Annotated in this window: 19 protein-coding genes; 12 read left to right on the top strand and 7 right to left on the bottom strand. The window is 69.6% G+C overall.

Annotated features, from left to right (window positions below; translation table 11 throughout):
- Positions 1-111: 111 nt before the first annotated feature.
- Positions 112-789 carry a hypothetical protein gene (locus OHT57_RS32195; RefSeq protein WP_328750215.1) on the bottom strand — a complete coding sequence of 226 codons (678 nt, stop codon included), beginning with the start codon at positions 787-789 and terminating at the stop codon, positions 112-114.
- A gap of 522 nt (positions 790-1311) precedes the next feature.
- Here OHT57_RS32195 and OHT57_RS32200 point away from each other — a divergent pair.
- From OHT57_RS32200 to OHT57_RS32215, 4 genes are read left to right on the top strand one after another with little or no spacing between them, the layout of a single operon-like run.
- On the top strand, positions 1312-1818 hold the full coding sequence (locus tag OHT57_RS32200) for an SseB family protein (RefSeq protein WP_328750216.1): 507 nt from the start codon (positions 1312-1314) through the stop codon (positions 1816-1818).
- Positions 1815-2399, top strand: coding sequence for a hypothetical protein (locus OHT57_RS32205; protein WP_328750217.1), 585 nt, complete (start codon positions 1815-1817; stop codon positions 2397-2399). The genes OHT57_RS32200 and OHT57_RS32205 overlap by 4 nt, the downstream gene beginning before the upstream one ends.
- Positions 2399-4417 carry a putative T7SS-secreted protein gene (locus OHT57_RS32210; protein ID WP_328750218.1) on the top strand — a complete coding sequence of 673 codons (2019 nt, stop codon included), beginning with the start codon at positions 2399-2401 and terminating at the stop codon, positions 4415-4417. Before OHT57_RS32205 ends, OHT57_RS32210 begins: the two co-directional genes overlap by 1 nt.
- Positions 4417-5463, top strand: coding sequence for a type VII secretion system-associated protein (locus OHT57_RS32215; RefSeq protein ID WP_328750219.1), 1047 nt, complete (start codon positions 4417-4419; stop codon positions 5461-5463). The genes OHT57_RS32210 and OHT57_RS32215 overlap by 1 nt, the downstream gene beginning before the upstream one ends.
- Positions 5464-5753: 290 nt before the next feature.
- On the opposite strand, the gene OHT57_RS32220 is transcribed toward OHT57_RS32215, so the two are convergent.
- The 3 genes from OHT57_RS32220 to OHT57_RS32230 all read right to left on the bottom strand — a co-directional run bounded on the left by OHT57_RS32220 (position 5754) and on the right by OHT57_RS32230 (position 8943).
- Complete coding sequence (locus OHT57_RS32220) at positions 5754-7934, bottom strand: FG-GAP repeat domain-containing protein (RefSeq protein ID WP_328750220.1); 2181 nt, start codon at positions 7932-7934, stop codon at positions 5754-5756.
- Between the two features lies 1 nt (position 7935).
- Positions 7936-8310, bottom strand: a complete 375-nt coding sequence (locus tag OHT57_RS32225; RefSeq protein ID WP_328750221.1) for a hypothetical protein — start codon at positions 8308-8310, stop codon at positions 7936-7938.
- A 258-nt stretch (positions 8311-8568) separates the two neighbouring features.
- Positions 8569-8943, bottom strand: a complete 375-nt coding sequence (locus OHT57_RS32230) for a DUF192 domain-containing protein (protein WP_328750222.1) — start codon at positions 8941-8943, stop codon at positions 8569-8571.
- A gap of 383 nt (positions 8944-9326) precedes the next feature.
- Here OHT57_RS32230 and OHT57_RS32235 point away from each other — a divergent pair, with 383 nt between their 5' ends.
- From OHT57_RS32235 to OHT57_RS32270, 8 genes are all read left to right on the top strand, one after another.
- Positions 9327-10115 carry a methyltransferase domain-containing protein gene (locus OHT57_RS32235; RefSeq protein WP_328750223.1) on the top strand — a complete coding sequence of 263 codons (789 nt, stop codon included), beginning with the start codon at positions 9327-9329 and terminating at the stop codon, positions 10113-10115.
- A 942-nt stretch (positions 10116-11057) separates the two neighbouring features.
- A complete protein-coding gene (locus tag OHT57_RS32240) occupies positions 11058-11831 on the top strand; it encodes an isoprenyl transferase (RefSeq protein ID WP_328750224.1) in 774 nt (257 codons plus the stop codon).
- 333 nt (positions 11832-12164) lie between these two features.
- Positions 12165-13490, top strand: a complete 1326-nt coding sequence (locus tag OHT57_RS32245; protein WP_328750225.1) for a PhoH family protein — start codon at positions 12165-12167, stop codon at positions 13488-13490.
- A gap of 411 nt (positions 13491-13901) precedes the next feature.
- Positions 13902-14603 (top strand): transglycosylase SLT domain-containing protein, encoded by a 702-nt coding sequence (locus OHT57_RS32250; RefSeq protein WP_328750226.1) that lies wholly within the window; start codon positions 13902-13904, stop codon positions 14601-14603.
- A gap of 125 nt (positions 14604-14728) precedes the next feature.
- Complete coding sequence (locus tag OHT57_RS32255; RefSeq protein ID WP_328750227.1) at positions 14729-16114, top strand: AI-2E family transporter; 1386 nt, start codon at positions 14729-14731, stop codon at positions 16112-16114.
- A gap of 246 nt (positions 16115-16360) precedes the next feature.
- On the top strand, positions 16361-17191 hold the full coding sequence (locus tag OHT57_RS32260) for a MarR family transcriptional regulator (RefSeq protein ID WP_328750228.1): 831 nt from the start codon (positions 16361-16363) through the stop codon (positions 17189-17191).
- A 42-nt stretch (positions 17192-17233) separates the two neighbouring features.
- Entirely contained in the window at positions 17234-17632 is a 399-nt protein-coding gene (locus tag OHT57_RS32265) for a roadblock/LC7 domain-containing protein (protein ID WP_328750229.1), read from the top strand.
- Between the two features lie 4 nt (positions 17633-17636).
- Positions 17637-18065, top strand: coding sequence for a hypothetical protein (locus OHT57_RS32270; RefSeq protein WP_328750230.1), 429 nt, complete (start codon positions 17637-17639; stop codon positions 18063-18065).
- Between the two features lie 22 nt (positions 18066-18087).
- Here the strand turns inward: OHT57_RS32270 and OHT57_RS32275 are convergent, their stop codons facing one another.
- Genes OHT57_RS32275 through OHT57_RS32285 form a run of 3 tightly spaced genes read right to left on the bottom strand, consistent with a single transcriptional unit; the run spans position 18088 to position 21658 of the window.
- Entirely contained in the window at positions 18088-20454 is a 2367-nt protein-coding gene (locus tag OHT57_RS32275; RefSeq protein ID WP_328750231.1) for an ABC transporter permease, read from the bottom strand.
- Positions 20451-21137 (bottom strand): ABC transporter ATP-binding protein, encoded by a 687-nt coding sequence (locus OHT57_RS32280; RefSeq protein ID WP_328750232.1) that lies wholly within the window; start codon positions 21135-21137, stop codon positions 20451-20453. The genes OHT57_RS32275 and OHT57_RS32280 overlap by 4 nt, the downstream gene beginning before the upstream one ends.
- Positions 21134-21658, bottom strand: a complete 525-nt coding sequence (locus OHT57_RS32285) for a PadR family transcriptional regulator (RefSeq protein WP_328750233.1) — start codon at positions 21656-21658, stop codon at positions 21134-21136. The genes OHT57_RS32280 and OHT57_RS32285 overlap by 4 nt, the downstream gene beginning before the upstream one ends.
- Position 21659: the final 1 nt, after the last annotated feature.

A 21659-nucleotide genomic window follows, 5' to 3' on the forward strand; every position in this document is an offset into this window, starting at 1 on the left:
GAGACCAGCCTGGCTCACCTTCTTCACATCGAGCTTCACATCGAGCGGGGGCGCGCCACGTAGACCCACGCGCACCCGACCCCGCGCCCCGCCTCGACCCGGCCCGTCCGCTCAGTGACGCCGCCGCACCTCCAGGCACTCGACCTCCTGAGAGGCGCCGTACGACTCGACGACGGCCCCGCCGGAGCCGGTTGTGCCGTCGAGGCACAGCTCGCCGCCCAGCAGCCTTAGGTCGATCGTGAACTTCACGGTGTCTCCGGAGTGGTGCGGACCGTGAATGCGCTCGTCGATGTAGCCGAGGTCGTGCAGGGTCTGTCGGACCTGATGCGGTGACGGGGTCGGGGTGTCCGCCAGGGCCTTGGTGATGCGGCGGCTGTGGATGCGGGCCTCGCACTTCTCCGCGGAACCCAGTTCCGTCTCCTGGGCCGCGGCCGACGGGTCCCGGGGTTCCGCGGTGGGCGTGGGTTCGTCCTCCGGGAGGAGCGTGGGCGGCGGCCCGGTGAACTGCGACGGCTCCGGCCCGTCCTCTGACACCTCCGGGGCCGCGGTGGGCAGATCCTTCATGCACGGCTCCGCGAGGGCGAGCAGGTGCTCCATGAAGGGGAGGAAGTCCGCCCCCTCGGTGTCACTCGGCTCGGCCGAGTCCACGGGGAGGGGCGTGGCCGAAACCGCCGCGGCCCTTCCGGCGGACTCGCCCTTTGCGTCGCCGTCGCCCACCCGTTCCGTGCCGCAGGCGGTGAGGGTGAGGGCGCACAGCGTCCCGACGGCAACGAGTGCGGTACTGCCCACAGGGGTTTTTCCCCTACTACGTCGCTTCATGCTCGTAGTTTCGGCTCAAGCGGCAGCCCGGGCATGAGTACGGCTACTCAAACGGGCCGCCGGTGTCGGCAAGCACCCTGCGCATCCTCGATGGGGCCCACAGGTCGAGGTGAGACACCGAGGAAACTTCGGGCCTCACTCGTACGGCTGACGACAAGAACCGTCACGACAACGGGACTTCGGGGCCCCGGGACTTCGCTAGTTCGAGACATCGCGGCCTCCCGACTTCACCACGCACGGCCCGCACCGTCTCACCGGGCCGCCGGCCGTCAGGCAACGACCGCAATGCCGAACCGACTTGTCTGCCCGACCTCACCCACGCGGGCCGGCGTACGAGGAGTGCGAGAAGTACGACGGGTGCGAGGCCCCGCTCCGGAACTGCCCCGGTGGGCCTGGCAGTTCTCGCCGTAGCCGCCCTACCTGGTTGGACTGGCACACGATCATCGTGATGTGCTTTCCGGCATCACGATGTCGGCCACGGGGTGAGTACGCATGACGGTGGACGTGGCCGACGGCCGGGCAGACGGCTTGGGCGAGGGCCAACGGGCAACACTGGTCGCCGAGATCCACGACCTGTACGACGGTAAGGGCGATGGCGACCGGCTACTGGCGGCCTTCCGGGCGGCGGCGCTGTACGTGCCGTTGGCCGAGGACGAGGCGATGTGCTCCGGTGAGTCGGACGGCGTCCGCTGGTTGTACGCCTTCACCTCCACTACCGAGTTGGAGCGTTTCGCGCGTGCCCGTCTCGGGTCGGGGACCGATCCCGGGTGGGAGAGCGGCCGTATTCGCTACTGGACGGTGTTCGGTTCCCGGCTGCTCGACGTCGCCGTACCGGCAGCTGTCGCCGAGGCGCGGGCCCCGGCCGGGGTGGCGGTGGACGTAGGGGGCGTCCGGACGCTCCTGCTGCCTCCCTTGTCGGGGATCGTTCCGGACCCCGTGGCGGTGGACCTCATCGACCGCACGTCAGAATCCCGGGATCGGAGCGCGGAGGAAGCGTGAGCGACGGCTACGGAGCGGACCCCGAGGTCCTCAAGCAGGCCGCCCAGGGCATCAACCGGACGATCGAGGAACTCCAGGGCGTCGGCATGGTCGGCGGGGGTGCGGTCGGGCGTGGCTTCGGCAGCCTGCAACTGACCCAACTGCAGATGGGGCACACCGGGTTGGCCAAGGCCTTCGCCACCTTCGCGGAGCGCTGGGAGTGGGGAGTGAAGGCGCTGGTCGACGAGGGCAATGAGATCGCGGAGAAGCTCGACCTGTCGGCCGGTTACTACCACGAGGCCGAGGCGTACGCGATCGGCGTCACCAAGGACTACGTCGTGGCCGCCTCTGGCGATCCGGCTGTCTCCGGCGAGGACGCGGAGCGGATGTCGTGGGGCCAGGTCGGGGCGTCGGCGAAGGGGAGTTGGACGCCGGATCTCTCCCAGCAGTCGGCCTCGGAGTCCCTGCACCGGACGGGGCAGGCCTGGCAGGCCACCGAGGAGGACCTGACCACCAGCGGTCAGTACGGCACACAGCTAAGGGTCGGCGGCGAGTTCGTGCGGGAGTCGGTGGAGGCCGTCACGCCTGAGGACGGCGACTGATGGGGGTCCTGGGGGAGCTGGGGGACCTGGCCGACGGCGTCAAGCAGGGCGTCTCCGACGGTGTCAACGCGACCGCGGGCGTGGTGGGCGACAGCCTGGACGGGGTCGGGCTGAAGTCCGCAGGGGAAAAGGTCCGCGACGGCGCCGAGTACCTGACCGGCGCGGTCGGCGCCGTGGTGCCCGAAAGGGAGTTGGGCGAGACCGACGAGCCGGGCGAGCTGATCCACGGCTCGACCGGGGACATCGAGGAGGCCGTCCGGCATCTGAAGGCCTTCGCCGCCGCGTTCGAGAGCACCGGGCAGGCACTGAGGAAGCTCGACCCGGGCCACTGGACCGGCACCGCCGCCGAGTCCTTCCGGGAGACCTTCACCACTCACCCCAAGAAGTGGCTCACCGCGGCCGACGCCTGTACGGCCGCGGCGCAGGCGCTGGCGTCGTACGCCGACACGGTTTCCTGGGCGCGCGGGCAGGCGGGCGAGGCGATCGAGAAGTGGCGGGCCGCGGAGGCGAAGAGCAACGCGGCCCGACAGAAGTACGACCAACAGTTCTGGGACTACCAGTCCGCCCTGACCGTCGGCTCCCTGTCGGACTCCGGCACCGGAACCCCCACCGACCCGGGGAACTTCGTGGACCCGGGGGAGGCCGGCCGCGAGGCGGCCCGGGAGACCCTCAGGCACGCCCGCCACGTGCGCGACTCCGCCGCCGAGACCGCCATGACCAAGGTGACCGGCGCCTTCGAGGCGGCCCCGGCCGAACCCGGCGCCTGGGCCAGGTTCAAGGCGGACCTGAGGGACGCCCCCATGGCCGTCAACATGGAACTGGAGCACTTCGCGGGCGGTTTCCTCAAGGGCGGGATCGGGCTGACCCGCATGATGCGGACGGTCAACCCGCTCGACCCGCACAACCTCACCCACCCCGCGCAGTACCTGCGGAACGTCTCCATCACCGGCATGGGGCTGCTCACCTCGGCCAACCACCCGGTGCGCACCGCCAAGTCGATGGTCGGGTCCGGCTGGTCCACCGACCCGTCCGAGGCGTTCGGCACCACCGTCTTCGACGTCGGCCTCGACCTGCTCACCGGCGGAGCGGGCGCGGGTGCGGGCGCAGCCCGCCGCACGTTCACCGCGGGCGTGAAGGACGCCATGGAGACGGGGGTGGAGCGGGGCGCCCGGGAGGGGATGGGGACGACAGCCGCGGGCGCGGGGGAAGCGGCCACCAAGAACGTGGCCAGGGACATCGCCAAGGAGGGTCTGCCGGACGGCTGGACCTTCAAGCAGGGCCAGGAGGCCGCCGACGTCACGGCGGACGCCGCCAAGGACGTCGTCCGGGACAAGTGGGGCAATCCCGCCGACTCCGCGGGCGGTTCACCGGCTGTAGAGGCCGGCACCGAAGGCGCTTCCCCGAGCCCGAACAACCTCCCGGACTCCGCCAGGCACCAATCGGCGATGGCCGGGATCTCCGAAGGCGCGGTCACGTTCAGAAGCAGTGAGGGCGCGATGCAGTACGGCGCCAAGCAATGGAATGACTATGCGGAAGGCCTGCCGAACGACGTGAAGGAGTCGGTGAAGAGCTACACGGAGACCGGACATCTGCGAGTCAACGGGTTCCTGCGAGGCGAGGAGTACTACGACACCGCGGAGGTACACCAGCAGATCGAGCATCTCGACAAGGCGCTCGCCGGGAATCCGTTGCCTGAGGACGTCGTCGTCGACCGCAGCACGAACCTGGAACACTTCGCCGAGAAGATGAATGTCGACGACCCGACGAAGATGGTCGGCAGGAACTTCACGGATGACGGATACATGTCCACCTCGCTGGGCGGGGCCGTATCCGAGTCCAGGGCCGCCGTCCTCCATCTGCGAGTGCCCGCGGAAACCCCGGGCCTGTGGGTGGAGAAGGTGGGCGCCTACGGTGCCGGCGAGCGTGAGCTGCTGCTCGGCCGCGGCAGCGAATACACGATCACCGAGGCGTTCAAGGACGCCAACGGGAAGTGGCAGATCTACGGAGAGATTCACTGATGAGCGAGCAGCACCGGCCGGACGAACACTTCGGGGAGAGGCCGTCCTCTGCGATGTCGCAGGATCTGCGCGTACGGCTGACAGGCGGGGTGGAGGACTATCCACACCACGCCGACGGTCCCGTGCAGTACGTCGTGGTGGCCTACATGGCGGGGATTCTGCTGGCTGTGTACGCATCGGATGCGGAAGGTGCACTTGGCTACGTCGTGCGCCCGGAGCTGGGGCCCGATGCCAGTAACTCCACTGGCTTCTGGATCGACCGTATGCGGGCCGCGTGGGTGCTGAAGACGCCTCCCACCGAGGCGTTGGCCGACATGGTGGCGCTGGCGCAGCGGGAGGGGCTTCCGTTCCAGGCGTGGGTGGTGCCCGGGCCGTGGCGGGAGGCCCCCAGCCTGGCGGCCCTCAAAGAAGAGATCGTCGGCGACGGCAAGTGGGACCGGAGCCCGCGCAATCTCAGGCTGAACGTGTATCCGGTGTTCCCCTTCCGCGGTCCGAAGATGCTCGCCCCCGAGGTGACCGAGGTCATGCGGTATGTCGCCGAGCGTCAGCCCGGCAAGGTGATCTTCGCCATCGATCCGGCATACGACCCGCACGGCGAGGTCCCGGAAGAGAGGATGCTCGGCGGCTGGGCCATCGACGAGAACGGCGAGATCGGCGAGTTCCGTTTCAACCCCACCTATGAGCCCACCCTCACCGCGCTGCGGTACCGTCCGCCGGAGAACGAGGTGGAGCGTACGCTCCAAGCTCTGAGCTCACGCCGCGGCACCCCCGAGGCACTCCTGGACGCCTTCCGTGAGGGCACGTTGCTGGTCTCCGTAGACGAGGACGGGGGGCAACTCCGCTTCCGTCAGGGCGACGACGGTGAGCGCTTCCTGGACGTCTACACCGGCACCCAGTACGTCCCGGACGATGGTCGACAGGTACGGCCGATGAACGGGGGCGAACTCGCCAAGGGCTTGTTCGGCTGCAACGTTGCGATCAACCTTGGCAGCCGCCCCAGTATCTGGATCCCGTCGTCCGACCTCGCCGTCAGCGCGTTCGGATAGAGGCGGGCGTACGACGGTTCGGAGCCGAGCCGGCCTTCCCGCCGGGCGGGCTCGGGTACGTCTCCCGCCTGGGCCGCCTGGGAAGCCCGGGCGTCGACGTCCCCTCGCAGCCGCCCCGGCCGGACGGTCCGCTCCGGCCACACGGTCCGGGGCCACACGGTCCGCCCCAGCCGCACGGTCCGTACGGCGACTCCGGCACGCCCCGGCGGCGGGCCCCGTGCTCCAGGCCCGCCGCCGCGGTCGATCGTGTTCTGCCCTGCTCGTGTTCGACTCGTCCGAACCGCCGGATCTCAGGTCCGGTGGACCCACACCCCCGCGTCGCCGAAGCCGAGAACGTCGGCGCGGTTGTCGCCGGTGATGTTGGCGACGAAGCGTGGGTGCTGGTCCACGCGCCAACCCCCGGCGTCGTAGCCGAAGTTGGCGATCACCCTGCCCGGTGCGTCGAACTGCCCCCCGCCGAGCGAGCGGGAGACCCAGACGCCGGCGTCGCCGCACCCAACGACGTCCGCGCGACCGTCGCCCGTGGTGTCGGCGAGGAACCGCGGGTGCTTCTCGACGCGCCAACCCCCGGCGTTGTAGCCGAAGTTGTTGATGACGAGGGCCATCGGCTGGAAGGTGCCGTCGCCGTTGGACACCGCCACCCAGGTGCCCGCGTCGCCGAAGCCGACGATGTCGGCCTTGCCGTCGCCCGTGGTGTCGGCGAGGAACCGCGGGTGCTTCTCGACGCGCCAACCTCCGGCGTTGTAGCCGAAGTTGTTGATGGCCAGGTTCATGGGCTGGAAGGTGCCGTCGCCGTTGGAGAGGGCGATCCAGACGCCGTCGTTGCCGAAGCCGATGATGTCGGCCTTGCCGTCGCCGGTGATGTCGGCGAGGAACCGTGGGTGCTGCTCCACTCGCCAACCTCCGGCGTTGTAGCCGAAGTTGTTGATGGCGAGCTTCATGGGCTGGAAGGTGCCGTCGCCGTTGGACACCGCCACCCAGGCGCCCGCGTCGCCGAAGCCGACGATGTCGGCCTTGCCGTCGCCGGTGATGTCGGCGAGGAACCGCGGGTGTTTCTCGACGCGCCAACCCCCGGCGTTGTAGCCGAAGTTGTTGATGGCGAGCTTCATGGGCTGGAAGGTGCTGTCACCGTTGGACACCGCCACCCAGGCGCCCGCGTCGCCGAAGCCGACGATGTCCGCCTTGCCGTCGCCGGTGATGTCCGCGAGGAAGCGGGGGTGTTTCTCGACGCGCCAACCCCCGGCCACGTAACCGAAGTTGTTCACGCTCAGCCGTGGCGTCTCGAATTGGCCGTCGGAGTGGCCCGGCGACACCCAGACGCCCGCGTCGCCGAAGCCGACGATGTCGAGCCGCTTGTCCCCGGTGATGTCGGCGAGGAACCGCGGGTGCTTGTCCACCCGCCAGCCACCGGCCACGTAACCGTAGTTGCGGACCAGGAGCTGAGGCGCCCACCCCAGGTGCGCCGGGGTGAACTCACAGACCTCGAACGTGTTGCCCTTCATCAGGCAGGGGACTCCGCCGCCTCCTGCGCAGTTCTCGCAGTTGCCGTTGGCCAGACCGAACCGGCCCCAGGAACCGCCGCAGTCGCACTTGCTGGTGGCGTACTCGTCCGGGCAGCCGAAGATGTGCCCCGTCTCGTGGGCGAAGACCCGGTCGATGTTGTCCGGTCCCCACCCGTCGTTGGCGTACTGCATCACCAGCCTGGGGCCGCCGATGCTCGCGTACGCGAAGTGGCTCAGCGGGTACTTGGTGAAGAACCCGCAGTAGGTCCAGCGGGTGCCGAAGCGACCGCGCAGGTCCTCGACGTACGCGCCCACCCCGGCGAAGTCCGCGCTGTAGCCGATCGCGGCCATCGCCGGGTTGCGCCACAGCGCCTCCAGGTCGCCGGCGTTCGGGTCCGCGGGGACCGTCACTGCCACGTCCTGGATGTCGTAGGAGAAGCTGATTCCGGCGAGGGGGTTGGTCGTCGCGTAGAAGCTCAGCCCGTTCTGCACCTCGGCGACGACCTTGAGGATCTCGTCGTTGGAGAACTGCAGGTCGGGGGTCGGCCCCTGCACGATGACGATGCCGACCGCGACCGTCCCCTCCAGGTAGGAACTGGTGGGAGCGGGCGCGGTGGCGTCCGCCGCCCCGGCCGAGAAGGTGGGCGTGGGCGTGGGCACGATCGTGGTGCAGTCGGGCATGTCCCAGACCTCGGCGTGGCGCGGCCGGCGGCGCTTCGCCGCCCGGTAGCCGGCCGACTCGCGCAGACGCAGTGCGCCGAGTCCCAGCCGCTCCACCTCGGTGAGTCCGTCCGTGTCACCCGGCTCCGGGGCGGGAGGAGCAGCTGCGCCGGCCGGAGAGGTGACGACACTGACCCGGCCGTACCGGTGGATCGTGTGCCCCAGGCCGGGCCAGGCCGGGGCGGCGCCGCGCTGGTTCGCGTCCGTTCCGAGCACCGCACGTTCGGTGACGCTGATGTCGCCGGCCATCTCACACTCCGTTGGGGTTCAGGTCGGGCGGCCGGAAGTCCGGGTCGCCCCAGTTCCTGCCTTCGCCCAGCCTTGATGACTTCCTTGAGGGCCCTGACTTCCAGGCCTCGATGAACAGGAGCGCGTGCTCGTCGACTTGTCGTACGACGGCCTCGTCGCCCATGCTCGTGATCTCTCCGTGCGGTGAACGGGCGAGGGCCAGACGGCCGTCGCCGGACAGTTCCCGAAGGTGTTCCGCCAGGTGTTCCGCCGGTTCGTCCGCGCTCACGCGGAAGACCGTGATCCAGGGAGGAACACGGGCCACCACCGGCCAGCGCCCTTCCAGCGCGCCACCTCCGCGGGACTCACCCACGACGAGGATCTCCGTGCCGTCCATGGCGGCCCCCGCTGCCCTGAGCGTCTATGGATGAGGTGCGTCCCGCTCAGGGGGCAAACTCAACTCCCGGCACGGGGGACCGTCAACACGAAATCCGGCCAGATGCCCAAAGATGTACCGAACTATCAGGAAGAGTCAGATTTATCGGAAGCCTCCCGCGACCACACCGGCCGACGGACCACACCGGCCGGCCGCCCCACCGACCCGCCGGTCCACCGACTCACCGACCGATCCAGCCACCGCCGACGTCCCGGTCGGCTACCCGACGGCCGGGTCCCTGTGCACCTCGACCCGCACCCCCACCCGCATCCCCCACCCCTCCATCGCCCCCGCCTCCGCCTCCAGCACATGCCGTGACCGCAGCCGCGGCAGTCCCAGCCGCCCCGGCCTCATCGTGCGTACGGCGATGACGCGGAGCCGGCGGTCGAGGTAGGCGACGTCGATGGGGAACCGCATACGGAAGGTGTGCACGCTGCCCGCGGGGGAGAGCAGCAGGGCCCCGTCGACGGCGTCCCGTCCCAGCAGTCCCTTTGTCCGGGCCCGGTAGGAGGTCGCGATCTCCAGCGGTACGGCGAGTTTCTCCCGCTCCCCGTGCACGATCAGCTTCCCCCGGCCGTCCTGCCAGCGCCCCATCCCGGAGCCACCTCCTCGTCCTGGTGTGCCCACGCCGTCCGCGCCACTTCCCCGTAGCGTGGGAGTCGATCCTCTCTCTCCTGCACAGGTCAGGTGCCCGATGCGGGAAATCGGCCTGATGATGTCCCTCTCGCTCGACGGCTGCGTCGAGGGCCCTGACCGTGACACCGGCACGGCGTCCGCATGTTCATGGTCACCCAGGCCGCCGTGGCCGTACCGCAGCAGCACGACCCCGCCGTGGAGCAGCGCGCCCATCTCCGGCCGGGGCGACGAGAAGCTGGAGTACCTCGTCCGAGCCGGAGAGGTGGCGGAGTGGGCCGGTGCCTCGGTGGGCCGGAAAAAATGGGCGGCGCCCACCCGGACCCTCCTGTCACGATCAGTCCATGACTTCCGGGAACCCTCACACGTTCGAGGACCTCGTCGCCGAGGGTGCCGCCGTCCCCACCGCGGGATGGGACTTCTCGTGGTTCGAGGGGCGGGCCACCGAGGCGCGGCCCTCCTGGGGGTACGCCCGTTCGCTGGCCGGACATCTGGCAGGGGCCGCCGCCTCGCTCGACATCCAGACCGGCGGCGGTGAGGTGATGGCCTTCGCCCTCGACCAGGGGGTGAAGGCCCCCGTGCTCGCCGCGGCGACCGAGGGCTGGCCGCCGAACGCGGCCAAGGCCACCGCACTGCTGCGCCCGCGCGGCATCGTGGTCGTCGCCGTCCCGGAGGACGCGCCGCTGCCCTTCGCCGACGGCACCTTCGACCTGGTCAGCAGCCGGCACCCGGTCAACCCCCAGTGGGCGGAGATCGCCCGCGTGCTCCAGCCCGGCGGTACGTACTTCGCCCAGCATGTGGGCCCGCGCAGTGTCTTCGAGCTCGTCGAGTACTTCCTCGGTCCGCTGCCGCAGTCGCAGAGCTCGGACCGTCACCCCGATCACGAACGCGCCTGTGCCGAGGCCGCCGGACTGGAGATCGTCGACCTGCGCGCCGAGCGGCTGCGGATGGAGTTCCACGACATCGCCGCCGTCGTCCACTTCCTGCGCAAGGTGGTGTGGATGGTCCCCGGGTTCACCGTGGAGGAGTACGCGCCCCGACTCCGGGCCCTGCACGAGCGGATCGAGTCCGAGGGGCCCTTCGTCGCCCACAGCAGCCGTCATCTCGTCGAGGCCCGCCGGCCGAACTGCTGAGCTTCACGGGTGGGGTCGGCCGGAACCTTTCCGATCGTCAACTCCGCTTCGGTTCGCGGCACTTCGAACCGCCTGCTCGACAGGGGCGGTGGCGGGGCCATGCCTGTTCTCGCGTGGGTCCCGTCTCCACGGCCAGCGCGGTCATAAATAGTCGCAAATCGGTCAACGGGTGCATCGCAGGTCGATCTGCCCCACATATCCATGGTCTTCACGGGGTGTCCACATCGTTATCCCAGGCACCTCGCCTCCCGGCCGCGACTGACGTAAATTCAAGACGAGGTGATTCGCGTCAGCAAAGCTGCGCGGTGGCACCGCGCAGAGGAGGGGGCTGCGCGGTGCCGCGCCCACTTCCCGGCGTCAAAGAAACGTTCCGACCCGGAGTCACCCGCGCGGGCGATGCCCTACGCCTCCATGATGCCGCCGTGATTCGGCCATGAAACCCCCATGAACAGGCCCTCAAGCGGCCACCGGGCCGTCGCCGGGCAACTCCGGAGAGTAGTTGTGGCACGCCGATGCGCGCAGCATCACTTACGAAGGGTTATGGTGGAAACCCCCCCTCGGGCCGGTCCGTCTCCCCCCCACGGACCGGCCCGTTTTTTGTGCGCGGAACAGCGTGCGCCACTATGTCCAGGACCACGGCCACGGCCGCGCCCACCGCTCCGCCACGACCGCGCGCATGACTGTGCGCATGACAGAGGTGGCCGGGGTACTCGCTCCAGGGGCCGGCGTCCACCGAGGACTTCGGTGCCTGTTCGAGGGGCGCGGACCCGGTTCGGCACCCGGCGCCACAGGGCGGGCGCGACCAGTCGTCGACGTCCCGCAGCCGTCCAGGAACGAGCGGGGCTCCCACAGTTGAACAAGACAGGCCCCCACCGTCGGCGCCCGGAACCCCCGGTACGCTCTAGCCGCGGGGACCGCCATCTCAAAGGGGCTGACTTTCACGTGAACCTGCGCGACAAGCTGCGCGGCCTGCTCGTCAGGCTCTACGCACGCCGGGTGGAGGGCCACCTGGACCACGCTCAGGTGCCCAAGCACATCGGCGTCATCGTGGACGGCAGCCGTCGCTGGGCGAAGGCCGCCGGTTCCACCCCCGTCGACGGCCACCGCGCCGGTGCCGAGAAGATCGAGGAGTTCCTCGGCTGGTGCACCGAGACGGACGTCGAGGTCGTCACCCTCTGGCTGCTGTCGACGGACAACTTCAACCGGCCGCCGGAGGAGCTCGGCCCCCTCCTCGGCATCATCGAGGACGTCGTGCGTACCCTCGCCGCCGACGGCCGCTGGCGGGTCCACCATGTCGGCACCCCCGACCTGCTGCCCTCCCCGATGCAGACGGCGCTGAAAGAGGCCGAGGAGGCCACCGCCCACGTCGGCGGAATACTCGTCAACGTCGCCATCGGCTACGGCGGCCGCCAGGAGATCGCGGACGCCGTACGGTCGATGCTGCTGGACGCGCGCGACAAGGGCACCTCGATGGACGAGCTCGCCGAGGCCGTCGACACCGACATGATCGGCCGCCATCTCTACACAGGCGACCAGCCCGACCCCGACCTGGTGATCCGTACCAGCGGCGAACAGCGGCTGTCCGGATTCATGCTGTGGCAGACCGCCCACTCGGAGTACTACTTCTGCGACGTCTTCTGGCCGGCCTTCCGCAAGGTCGACTTCCTGCGCGCACTGCGCGACTACGCGGCCCGACACCGCCGCTACGGCGGCTGACGAGGACGCTCCACCGGAGAGCGGGCGCGGGCGACTACCCCTTTTGGGGCGCAAGTAACAAGGAGTTCACCAGGGCGCCGTCATACCCGATGGCATGGCAGCGCATGTTCGAGGGCATAAGCCAAGCAGGTCGACGCCCGAACCACGGGTGTCGGATCTCAGCGGACGGCACGGGGCCGTCCGCCCGGGAGGCCCTTTGCACCAGCTCGACTGTGCGGTGACAGCACGGAAGAAGCAGTGGAGGGCCGGTTTTCGGCCCGTGCATCGTGGCCGTGGACCGGTCCAGCTCCACTCCGTCGCTCCCCGACCTCATCCGAGGGGGTACGTCCTTCCGTGGTGACCAGCACAAAGCGCCGCATGCCTGACAGGCGCACCTATGTTCTCGACACCAGCGTCCTGCTGGCCGATCCGAACGCCCTGAACCGCTTCGACGAGCACGAAGTGGTGCTCCCGATCGTCGTGGTCACTGAGCTGGAGGCCAAACGGCACCATCCCGAACTCGGCTACTTCGCCCGGCAGGCCCTGCGTCTGCTCGACGAGTTCCGGGTCCGGTTCGGTCGCCTCGACGCCCCCATCCCGATCGGGGAACTCGGCGGGACCGTCCGTGTCGAGCTCAATCACTCGGACCCCAGCGTGCTGCCCAGCGGCTACCGCCTGGGGGACAACGACTCCCGCATCCTCGCGGTGGCCCGCAACCTGCAGGCCGAGGGCTTCGACGTGACCGTCGTGTCCAAGGACCTCCCGCTCAGGATCAAGGCGTCCTCGGTCGGTCTCCTCGCCGAGGAGTACCGCGCCGAACTCGCCATCACGGGCTCCTCCGGCTGGACCGGAATGTCCGAACTGACCCTGCCGGGCGAGCAGGTGGACATCCTCTTCGAGGAAGGCCACGTCTACGTCCCCGAGGCATCCGAGATGCCCGTGCACACCGGGCTGACCATCCACTCCGAGCGCGGCAAGGCGCTGGGCCGGGTGTCGCCCGACGGCAACATCCGTCTGGTGCGCGGCGACCGGGAGGCGTTCGGCATCAAGGGCCGCAGCGCGGAGCAGCGCATCGCGCTGGACATCCTCCTCGACCCGGACATCGGGATCGTGTCGATGGGCGGCCGGGCCGGCACCGGAAAGTCGGCGCTCGCGCTGTGCGCGGGCCTGGAGGCGGTCCTGGAGCGCCGCCAGCACAAGAAGGTGATGGTCTTCCGGCCGCTGTACGCGGTGGGCGGGCAGGAACTCGGCTATCTGCCGGGCTCCGAGCACGAGAAGATGAGCCCCTGGGCACAGGCGGTCTTCGACACGCTGTCCGCGGTCGCCAGCCGCGAGGTCATCGAGGAGGTCACCGCGCGCGGCATGCTCGAGGTGCTGCCGCTCACCCACATCCGCGGCCGCTCGCTCCACGACGCGTTCGTGATCGTGGACGAGGCGCAGTCCCTGGAACGGAACGTCCTGCTGACGGTTCTGTCCCGGATCGGCGCGAACTCACGGGTCGTTCTGACCCATGACGTGGCCCAGCGGGACAATCTGCGGGTCGGCCGCTACGACGGTGTGGTCGCCGTCGTGGAGAAGCTGAAGGGGCATCCCCTCTTCGCGCACGTCACGCTGACGAGGTCCGAGAGGTCCCAGATCGCGGCCCTTGTGACCGAAATGCTCGAAGACGGCCAGATCTAAGGCAATCTGCCAGATCTAAGCAAGACTGGGGTATTCAGGGCCAGTTGGCGCCGTCCGGAAAGGCGAAGAGCCTATCCGGACGGCGCCTTCGTGTGTCGCCGTTTCTCGAAATCACTGGCGTCAAACGGGATGTGAGCTTTCACACGCAACTCAGAATTGCCACCCGGCGTCCGGTTACGGCAGAGTCTCATTCCTGTCAGGCCCCGCATACGACACATCTGTACCCCCAGCGGTACGGCACCACAGCAACATCACAGCCAACTCCATAGTCGACGTCGTATGCCGCCCGAGTACCACGCGGCGCTCCCCGCAAGGGAGTTGCCCACCGGGCCCGCGCCTCCCGTGACCCCGCAGTACGGAGGCCAGTGAGCAGGGGCACGATTGCGTCCGCCAGGGTCACCGAAGCGGGCGATGCTGGAAGGAAACCGTGTGAGCCCGATTTCGGTCCGGGGATTCGCAGTGGCGTCGGCCACGGCAGTCACCGCTGTCGGAAGCGTCGTAGGCGTTGCCTCAGGCAGCGTCGCGCAGCCGAACGACGCCGAGGCGACGGCAGCCGACACGACGCTGCTCGCTGACATTCCCGCGGGCCAGCAGGCTCAGGTGCAGACCGCGTCCCTGACGCAGCAGGCCGACACCCAGGCCATCGCCGCGGACGCGAGCGCCAAGAAGGTCGCCGAGGAGTCGGCCCGCAAGGCCGCTGCCAAGAGCGCGATCGAGAAGAAGGAGTCCGCCGAGAAGGCGGCCAAGGAAGCCAAGGAACGCGCCGAGGCCAAGAAGGCGGCCAGCAGGGACGCGTCCAGCTTCCCGGTGCAGAGCTCCTACACCACCGCGCAGATCCAGGCGATGGCTTCCTCGATGGTGCCGAGCGGCCAGTTCCAGTGCTTCAGCAACATCGTGGACCACGAGTCCAGCTGGAGCTACACGGCCGTCAACGCCTCCTCCGGTGCCTACGGTCTCTTCCAGGCCCTGCCGGGCTCCAAGATGTCGTCGGTCGGCTCGGACTGGCGGACCAACCCGGCCACCCAGATCAAGTGGGGCCTCAACTACATGGACAGCCGCTACGGCAGCCCGTGTGAGGCATGGTCGTTCTGGCAGGCCAACCACTGGTACTGAGCGCGCCCCGCACTCAACCTCGCGAAGCCCCTTCCCGTCCTACGGGGAGGGGCTTTTGCCCTGTACGGTCGGATCCGACGACTCCAGGGGGAGTGGTGGTCACGGACGGGGGAAGAGGACGATTCATGTCGCGAGTGCCAGGGTGGCTCGGCCGGGTGGGTGCCCGGCTGACCGATGTGGGAGAGCGCTTGGACGAGCGCCGGGCCGAAGTGGCGCGGGAGGAGGCCGAGACCGACGCGGCCCCGCCGCCCCCTGAACGCAAGCGGGCGTCCGTGAGCCCCGCCGCCCGTCCGGCCGTCGTACTGGCCCCCCGCCCCGATCCGGCGCAGGCCGTGCCGTGGGGCGTACGGGTCGCCGCCGAGGCCGGCTGGCGGCTGCTGATCCTCGCGGGCACCGTCTGGGTGCTGATGCGGGTCATCAGCGCCGTCCAACTCGTCGTCTTCGCCTTCGTCATCGCCCTGCTCATCACCGCGATGCTCCAGCCGACGGTGGCCCGTCTCATGCGCCACGGCGTCCCGCGCGGCCCGGCCACCGCGCTCACCGCGATCCTCGGGTTCGTCGTCATCGGTCTCATGGGCTGGTTCGTGACCTGGCAGGTCATGGAGAACATCGACAACCTCTCCGACCAGATCCAGAGCGGTATCGACGATCTGCGCAACTGGCTGCTGAAGAGCCCCTTCCACGTCACCGACAAGCAGATCAACCAGATCGCCAAGAACCTGCGCGAAGCGGTCGGCGCCAACACCGACCAGATCACCTCCGCGGGCCTGGAAGGCGTCCAGGTCGTGGTCGAGGGACTGACGGGCATCCTGCTGACGTTCTTCTCCACCCTCTTCCTCCTGTACGACGGCCGGCGGATCTGGGAGTGGACGCTGAAGCTGGTCCCGGCCGCGGCCCGGCCGGCTGTCGCGGGCGCCGGCCCTCGCGCCTGGCACACCCTCACCGCCTACGTCCGCGGCACGGTCCTCGTGGCCCTCATCGACGCCGTCTTCATCGGTGTCGGCATCTACTTCCTCAACGTCCCCATGGCCGTCCCGCTGGCCGTCTTCATCTTCCTGTTCTCCTTCATCCCGCTCGTGGGCGCGGTCGCCTCCGGCGCGCTGGCGGTGGTCGTCGCGCTGGTCACCCAGGGCGTGTTCACGGCGCTCATGACGCTCGCGGTGGTCCTCGCGGTCCAGCAGATCGAGGGCCACATCCTGCAGCCGTTCATCCTCGGCCGTGCGGTGCGCGTCCACCCGCTCGCGGTGGTGCTGACGGTCGCGACGGGCGGCATGGTGGCCGGTATCGGCGGCGCGGTGGTGGCCGTACCGCTGGTGGCGGTGACGAACACCGTGGTGAGCTATTTGAAGGCGTACTCGGAGGAACAGACGAGTGCGGAGGCCGATCCGGCCGTCGAGGACACGGCTGTCGGCACCGAAGCCGACGACGTGCCCAGCGATGCACCCCCGGGCGGTGACGCACCCCCCGGTGCCCCCGACGAGAGCGCCGAGGACCCCGCCCGGCGGGACTGAGCGCCGTGCCGCCGGGCTCCTGCGGTGGGTGGCGACGGTCGCGGAACCCGGTGTCCGGACGGGAAATCCGGTGATTATATTCGGTCAAATGAGCGCCGAAGCAAGTGTTTTGAACAGCCCGTGAACTCAACTTCCGTCAACTAGCGGCAGGTAGGAAACCAGCACCCGGAATATGCGCCCGGACTGATACACATTCCTTCCTCAGCGCTACGCGTCAGGCGTATGTGCGAGGCGGCGGGGGGTGTGATGTCGGGCCACGAACACCTGGCACTGGCCCTGGCCGCGTGCGGCCGGGACAGCTTCACCGGGGAGCTGCGGATCACCGGCTCACCCGGCGGCACCTTCCACTTCGGGGACGGCCGGGTCGTCGCCGTGGAGTCGCCCGGAGCCCCCGGGCCCGAGGCACTGCTGCTGCGTTCCGGACGGGTCAGCGGCGAGCAGTGGGCCGAGTTGGTGCGGGAGTCCGGCGGCTCGCGCTGGCCGGCGACCGCGCTCATCGCGCACGGCTACGCGGGGGCCGCGCAGCTGCGGGTGGTGTGCGCACTGGCCCTGCACGACGCCGCCTTCGCGATGGTCGCGGGGCGGGTGGAGAAATGCGAACGCGTCGTCACCGCCGAGCCGTTCGCGCAGGTCCCGGTGGGTGAGATGCCCCTGCGGCTGCTCCAGGACGCGACCCGCAGACTCATCGCCCTGGCCGCGCTGCCGCACCCGGTGCATCCCGACCGGGAACGGCCCGTGCCCGCCCCCGCACTCGAAGGCACGGCCACCGCGACCACCGCACTGCGGCGCGATCTGCTCGACCGGGCCGACGGTCGCCGTACCGCCCGCGATCTCGCCTTCCGGGTCGGACGCGGCGTCTACACCGTCACCGTCGAGGTCGCCCGGATGCTCGACGAAGGCCTCCTGGTCTGTGTCGAGACGCCCGAACCGATCCCGGTCCGGACGCTCCCGGACGGCCAGGGACTGCGTCAACGGCAACCGGTGCCCACCGAGCCGGCCAGGCCCGTGGAACGCGCCGATCTGCCACTCCGTAAACCAGGAAGCTTTTTCCGCCTCCGGAACGGAACACCGAAATGAAGCAGCCGATCAGATGTGAACAGAATTAGGGGAGTTGAGTATATGGATCACAAAGCCCTGGCGCGCGAAATGCGCGGTCTGCGTGAACAGGTCACCGGTATCACGGACACCGCGGTCGCCGCCGCGGACGGGCTGCTCATAGCCGCCGACACCGCCGACTCGATCGACCCGGAGGGTCTCGCCGCGCTCGCCGCGGCCGGCCTCGGCCTGGCCCGGCGCACCTCCGAGGCGACCAGCCGCGGCATGCTGCGCAGGACGGTGACGTACGGCAGCCACGGCTGCGCCGCCTTCTACGCCGTCGGCGACACCGCCCTGATGGTCGTACTCGGCGACGAGGGCATGGACGTGGAGCACCTGCACCGAGCGACTCAACCGACCCTGAACCGGATCGGTTCGATCCTCACCGGCAAAGCGACCGAGAAAGCATCAGAAGGAGTCTGAAGGGATGGCGACGAAGCGCATGGCCACAGGTTTCTCCGACCAGGTGATGGGCCTGGTCAAGTCCCTTCGTACCGAAGCCCCCGACTGCGTCGCCTCCGGCGTGGTCGACATGTCCACGGGCATGCTGCTGTCGTACGAGACCGTCGAGAACCACCCGCCGGAGGTCCTGGACCTCCTGGCGGGCGCGACTCTCGACCTGTTCCAGGGCCGTACGGTCGTGATGATCGAGGACGTCTTCAAGGAGCGTCGCGGGGTGGCCAGTGACAACCACTTCTTCCAGGAGGTCCTGGTCAACAGCGAGAACCTCACGCACCTGTTCGTGCGGCTGAACGAACAGCAGGACGTCGTGGCCGTCGTCGTCTGCCGCAAGTCGGTCAACGTCGGCATGCTGTTCGCCCAGGTCCGGCGGGTGGTGCGGGAGTACAGCCTCTGAACGGACGGCCGGCTGCGGGCGGTTACTCCGTCCGCAGCCCGTCCGGCCGCATCAGCCTGAGCAGCGGCGGCAGGCTCAGCAGCGTCACCACGACGACCACCGCCGCGCCCACGCCGGTCATCGACAGCACGCTCGGCCAGTCCACGCGCACCCCGGTGTTCGTCATCCGCAGCAGGACCACGCCCAGCGTCAGCCCCACCACCATGGCCAGCAGCAGACCGAGCACGATCGGGATCGCTGTCTGCCACAGCACCGACAGGCTCAGGGTGCGCCGCCTGGTGCCGAAGGCGACCAGCGCCGACAGCAGCTTCTTGCGCTCGCGCAGCTGCTCCAGCTGGGAGACCAGCAGGCTCGCCCCGATCAGCGCGAGGACACAGGTGGCGCCCACGAACAGGCCGGTGCGGATGGAATCGTAGCGGTCGTTGCTCTTGATGGACGCCCAGGTCATCGGCTCTTCGAGCGGGTCGATCCGGGCCGCCGTGTTGCGTACGTACTCGTAGGCGTCCGGCACGGACTTGTCCAGGCGCAGATAGATCTGGCCGCGCACACCCGCCGCGGCCTTCGCGGGGAAGGCGGCCGGGGTGATCAGGAGACCGCCGCGCCGGTAGCCGGTCGGGTCCGCGATGGACTCGGCCTGCTTGACGGTCTTCGGCACGGTCCAGGTGACCGGGGTGGGCTTGTCCGGGTCGTCGGAGGTGTCGAAGTAGAGCGTCTTGCCCGGTTCGGCCGCCACGGTCGACTCGGGGTCGGCGTTCTGCGGGGCGGAGGAGTCGTTGCCCGTGCCCTGTGTGACATGGGAGGCGAAGACGTCGCCGTCGTTGCAGGAGGGCAGCTTGGCCACCTCACGCAGGGAGACGCAGTCGGCGACGGTCACCCGGGCGAAGTTCGCGTTGTCACCCGGCCCGTCGTTGGCGTACCCCTCGTCGAAGGCGTACACCTGCGCCACGCCCCGGGTCGCGGAGAGCTCCTTCACGGTCGCGGCGAGCGTCCTGTCCTGCGGGACGGAGATCTGCATCTGCGCCCGCGTGACGTCGTAGCCGGTGTCCTCGGTGTAGTCGCCCTCGACGCCCGCGAACAGCATCTGCAGCGCGATCGCCCCGGCCACCGCCACCGCGATGCCGTTGACCATCCTGGCCGCCGTGCCGCTGTTCAACTGCAGCCTGCGCACGGCCAGTTGCCAGGACAGGCCGCCCGAGCCGAGCCGGGCCACGACCGCCTCGACGATCCACGGCAGCAGCGCGGTCACCCCGACCAGGAGCAGAACCACTCCGCCGGTGACGAGGTACTGGTTGAAGTCGCCGCCGTCGCGTCCCTGTCCGACCATCGGGTAGAGCATCCCGAGCCCGGCCAGCGGCAGCAGCAGCCGCCACCACAGCCGGCGCCGCGCGGGCTTGGCCGTACGCACCACGCCGAGCGGCTCGATCACCACTCCGCGCAGGGCGAGCAGGGTCACCAGAACGGCCGCGGCGGGCACCGCGACAGCGACCAGCAGGGCAAGAAGGGGCGAGGGGTTGAGGTAACTCGGGAAGACGCTCTCCCCGAACACCTCGACGGAGCCCGCCACTTCACGGGCGATCAGGAAGAACCCGGTGCCCAGGACCAGTCCCAGCACCGCACCCGCGAGCGCTTCGCCGGCCGCGATCCGACGGGCCGAGCGGCCGTCGGCGCCCACCAGACGCAGGGCGGCGAGCCGTCGGTCGCGCCGCTCGCCGCCGAAGCGCACGGCGGCGGCGATGAACACGGCGACCGGCATCAGCAGCACGATGAAGACGACCAGGACCAGCAGGACCAGTACCGGATCGGTGCGTTCCGTGATCGGGTTCGGGTTCCCGAACCGGTCGATGCGGGTGATCCGCCCGCCGGTGATGCCCTGGGCCGCGAGGCCCTCGGCGCCCCGGTAGTAGGCGAGTTCGGCGGAGCCGATCAGCCCGCTCTCGCCGATCGTGCCGACGATCTTCTGCGGCAGCCGCTGTCGCAGGAGCGTGCCGCCACCGGACTCCAGCAGCTTCTTCAGCGCGGGGGAGACCACCATCTCACCGACCGCCGGGAACTTCTGGACCCCCGGCGGCAGGGGAGCCTTCGGCCCCTCGGGCTCCAGCTCCCGTCCGCGGATGCTCGTGTCCCGGAAGGTCGTTCCGGTGGCCGCCACCAGCAGCGTGTCGGCCGCCTTCGGGGGGATCTTGTCGCTGTACGTGATGTCCGTACGGGCGTCCTCGCGCTGGTGCCGCACCGCCAGTGCGCTCGGCAGCGCGGTGGTCAGCAGCAGCAACGCCACGCCGAGGCCCACGCCGACGGCGGTCAGCAGTGCCCGGAACCATCCTTCGCGTCCGCCCGCGAAGGCGAACCGAACCCCCATGGCGAGGTCTCGCCACCACTGCCTGAGCGTCATACGACCCGCTCCATGTCCCGGGACTTCCCGTCCCGTACGACGATCTCGCGGTCGGAGTAGGCGGCGACCCGTGCCTCGTGCGTGACGAGGACGACGGCCGCGTTGGTGGACCGGGCGGCCTCGGTAAGCATCTCCATGACCCGCTCGCCGTTGAGGGAGTCGAGCGCGCCGGTCGGCTCGTCGGCGAACAGCACACGCGGGTTGGTCACCAGGGAGCGGGCCACGGCCACCCGCTGGCCCTGACCGCCGGACACCTCGCCCGGGCGCTTCTTCCTGAGGTCGTCGACCTCCAGGCGCTCCATCCAGCCCAGCGCCGTCTTCTCGGCCTCCTTGCGCGAGGTGCCGTTCAGCCGCAGTGGAAGAGCCACGTTCTCGACGCAGGTCAACTCGGGGACGAGCTGCCCGAACTGGAAGACGAACCCGAACTCCGAGCGCCGGAGCGCACTGCGCTCGGCGTCGTTCATCGTGGCCATCTCCCGGCCGTTGTAGGTGATCGAGCCCGAGTCGGGCGGGACGATCCCGGCGAGACAGTGCAGCAGCGTCGACTTGCCGGACCCCGAGGGGCCCATGACGGCGACGACCTCACCGGGGTGGATGGAGAACTCGGCACCGTCGAGAGCGACGGTGGGACCGTACGTCTTGCGCAGCTCGCTGGCCACGAGCAGGGAACCGGCCGGGGTCACTTGACCACCACCTCCGCGAGCTTGTCGAGACGCGCCGCGGTCAGTTCCAGCCAGCGCAGGTCGGCTTCCAGATGGAACAGGGCGTGGTCGCAGATCAACTGGTCGGCGAGGTCCCCCTTCCGCTTCCGGTCGGTGAGGATGCGCATCATCCGCAGGTGCTCGGAGCGCTGCGCGTCGAGGATGTCGCCGGCGTCCCGGTGCGTGAGCAGCGCGAGGACGATCTTGGTGTACAGCGTGGACTGGAGATACGGCTCGGGCTTCTCCGGCGTCGCGAGCCAGTGCTGTACGTCGGTGATCCCGGCGTCCGTGATGGCGTACCGCTTGCGCTCGGGGCCTCCGCCGGGCTCGATCCCGTCGACTTCGACGAGTCCGTGCTTCAGCAGCCGGGACATCGTCGAGTAGACCTGGCCGTAGTGCAGAGGCCGGTCGTGACCGAACTTCTCGTCGAAGGCCCGCTTGAGGTCGTAACCGTGCCGGGGGCCGGACTCCAGGAGCCCTAGAAGAGTGTGACCGATGGACATG

The organism is Streptomyces sp. NBC_00285 (assembly GCF_036174265.1).
GTDB lineage: Bacteria > Actinomycetota > Actinomycetes > Streptomycetales > Streptomycetaceae > Streptomyces.

Excerpts from the sequence above, each read along its gene's own strand:
- OHT57_RS32200 (WP_328750216.1), top strand. The coding sequence starts at position 1,312 with ATGACGGTGGACGTGGCCGACGGCCGGGCAGACGGCTTGGGCGAGGGC.
- OHT57_RS32210 (WP_328750218.1), top strand. The coding sequence starts at position 2,399 with ATGGGGGTCCTGGGGGAGCTGGGGGACCTGGCCGACGGCGTCAAGCAG.
- OHT57_RS32215 (WP_328750219.1), top strand. The coding sequence starts at position 4,417 with ATGAGCGAGCAGCACCGGCCGGACGAACACTTCGGGGAGAGGCCGTCC.
- OHT57_RS32220 (WP_328750220.1), bottom strand. The coding sequence starts at position 7,934 with ATGGCCGGCGACATCAGCGTCACCGAACGTGCGGTGCTCGGAACGGAC.
- OHT57_RS32225 (WP_328750221.1), bottom strand. The coding sequence starts at position 8,310 with ATGGACGGCACGGAGATCCTCGTCGTGGGTGAGTCCCGCGGAGGTGGC.
- OHT57_RS32230 (WP_328750222.1), bottom strand. The coding sequence starts at position 8,943 with ATGGGGCGCTGGCAGGACGGCCGGGGGAAGCTGATCGTGCACGGGGAG.
- OHT57_RS32235 (WP_328750223.1), top strand. The coding sequence starts at position 9,327 with ATGACTTCCGGGAACCCTCACACGTTCGAGGACCTCGTCGCCGAGGGT.
- OHT57_RS32250 (WP_328750226.1), top strand. The coding sequence starts at position 13,902 with ATGCTGGAAGGAAACCGTGTGAGCCCGATTTCGGTCCGGGGATTCGCA.
- OHT57_RS32255 (WP_328750227.1), top strand. The coding sequence starts at position 14,729 with ATGTCGCGAGTGCCAGGGTGGCTCGGCCGGGTGGGTGCCCGGCTGACC.
- OHT57_RS32260 (WP_328750228.1), top strand. The coding sequence starts at position 16,361 with ATGTCGGGCCACGAACACCTGGCACTGGCCCTGGCCGCGTGCGGCCGG.
- OHT57_RS32265 (WP_328750229.1), top strand. The coding sequence starts at position 17,234 with ATGGATCACAAAGCCCTGGCGCGCGAAATGCGCGGTCTGCGTGAACAG.
- OHT57_RS32270 (WP_328750230.1), top strand. The coding sequence starts at position 17,637 with ATGGCGACGAAGCGCATGGCCACAGGTTTCTCCGACCAGGTGATGGGC.
- OHT57_RS32275 (WP_328750231.1), bottom strand. The coding sequence starts at position 20,454 with ATGACGCTCAGGCAGTGGTGGCGAGACCTCGCCATGGGGGTTCGGTTC.
- OHT57_RS32285 (WP_328750233.1), bottom strand. The coding sequence starts at position 21,658 with ATGTCCATCGGTCACACTCTTCTAGGGCTCCTGGAGTCCGGCCCCCGG.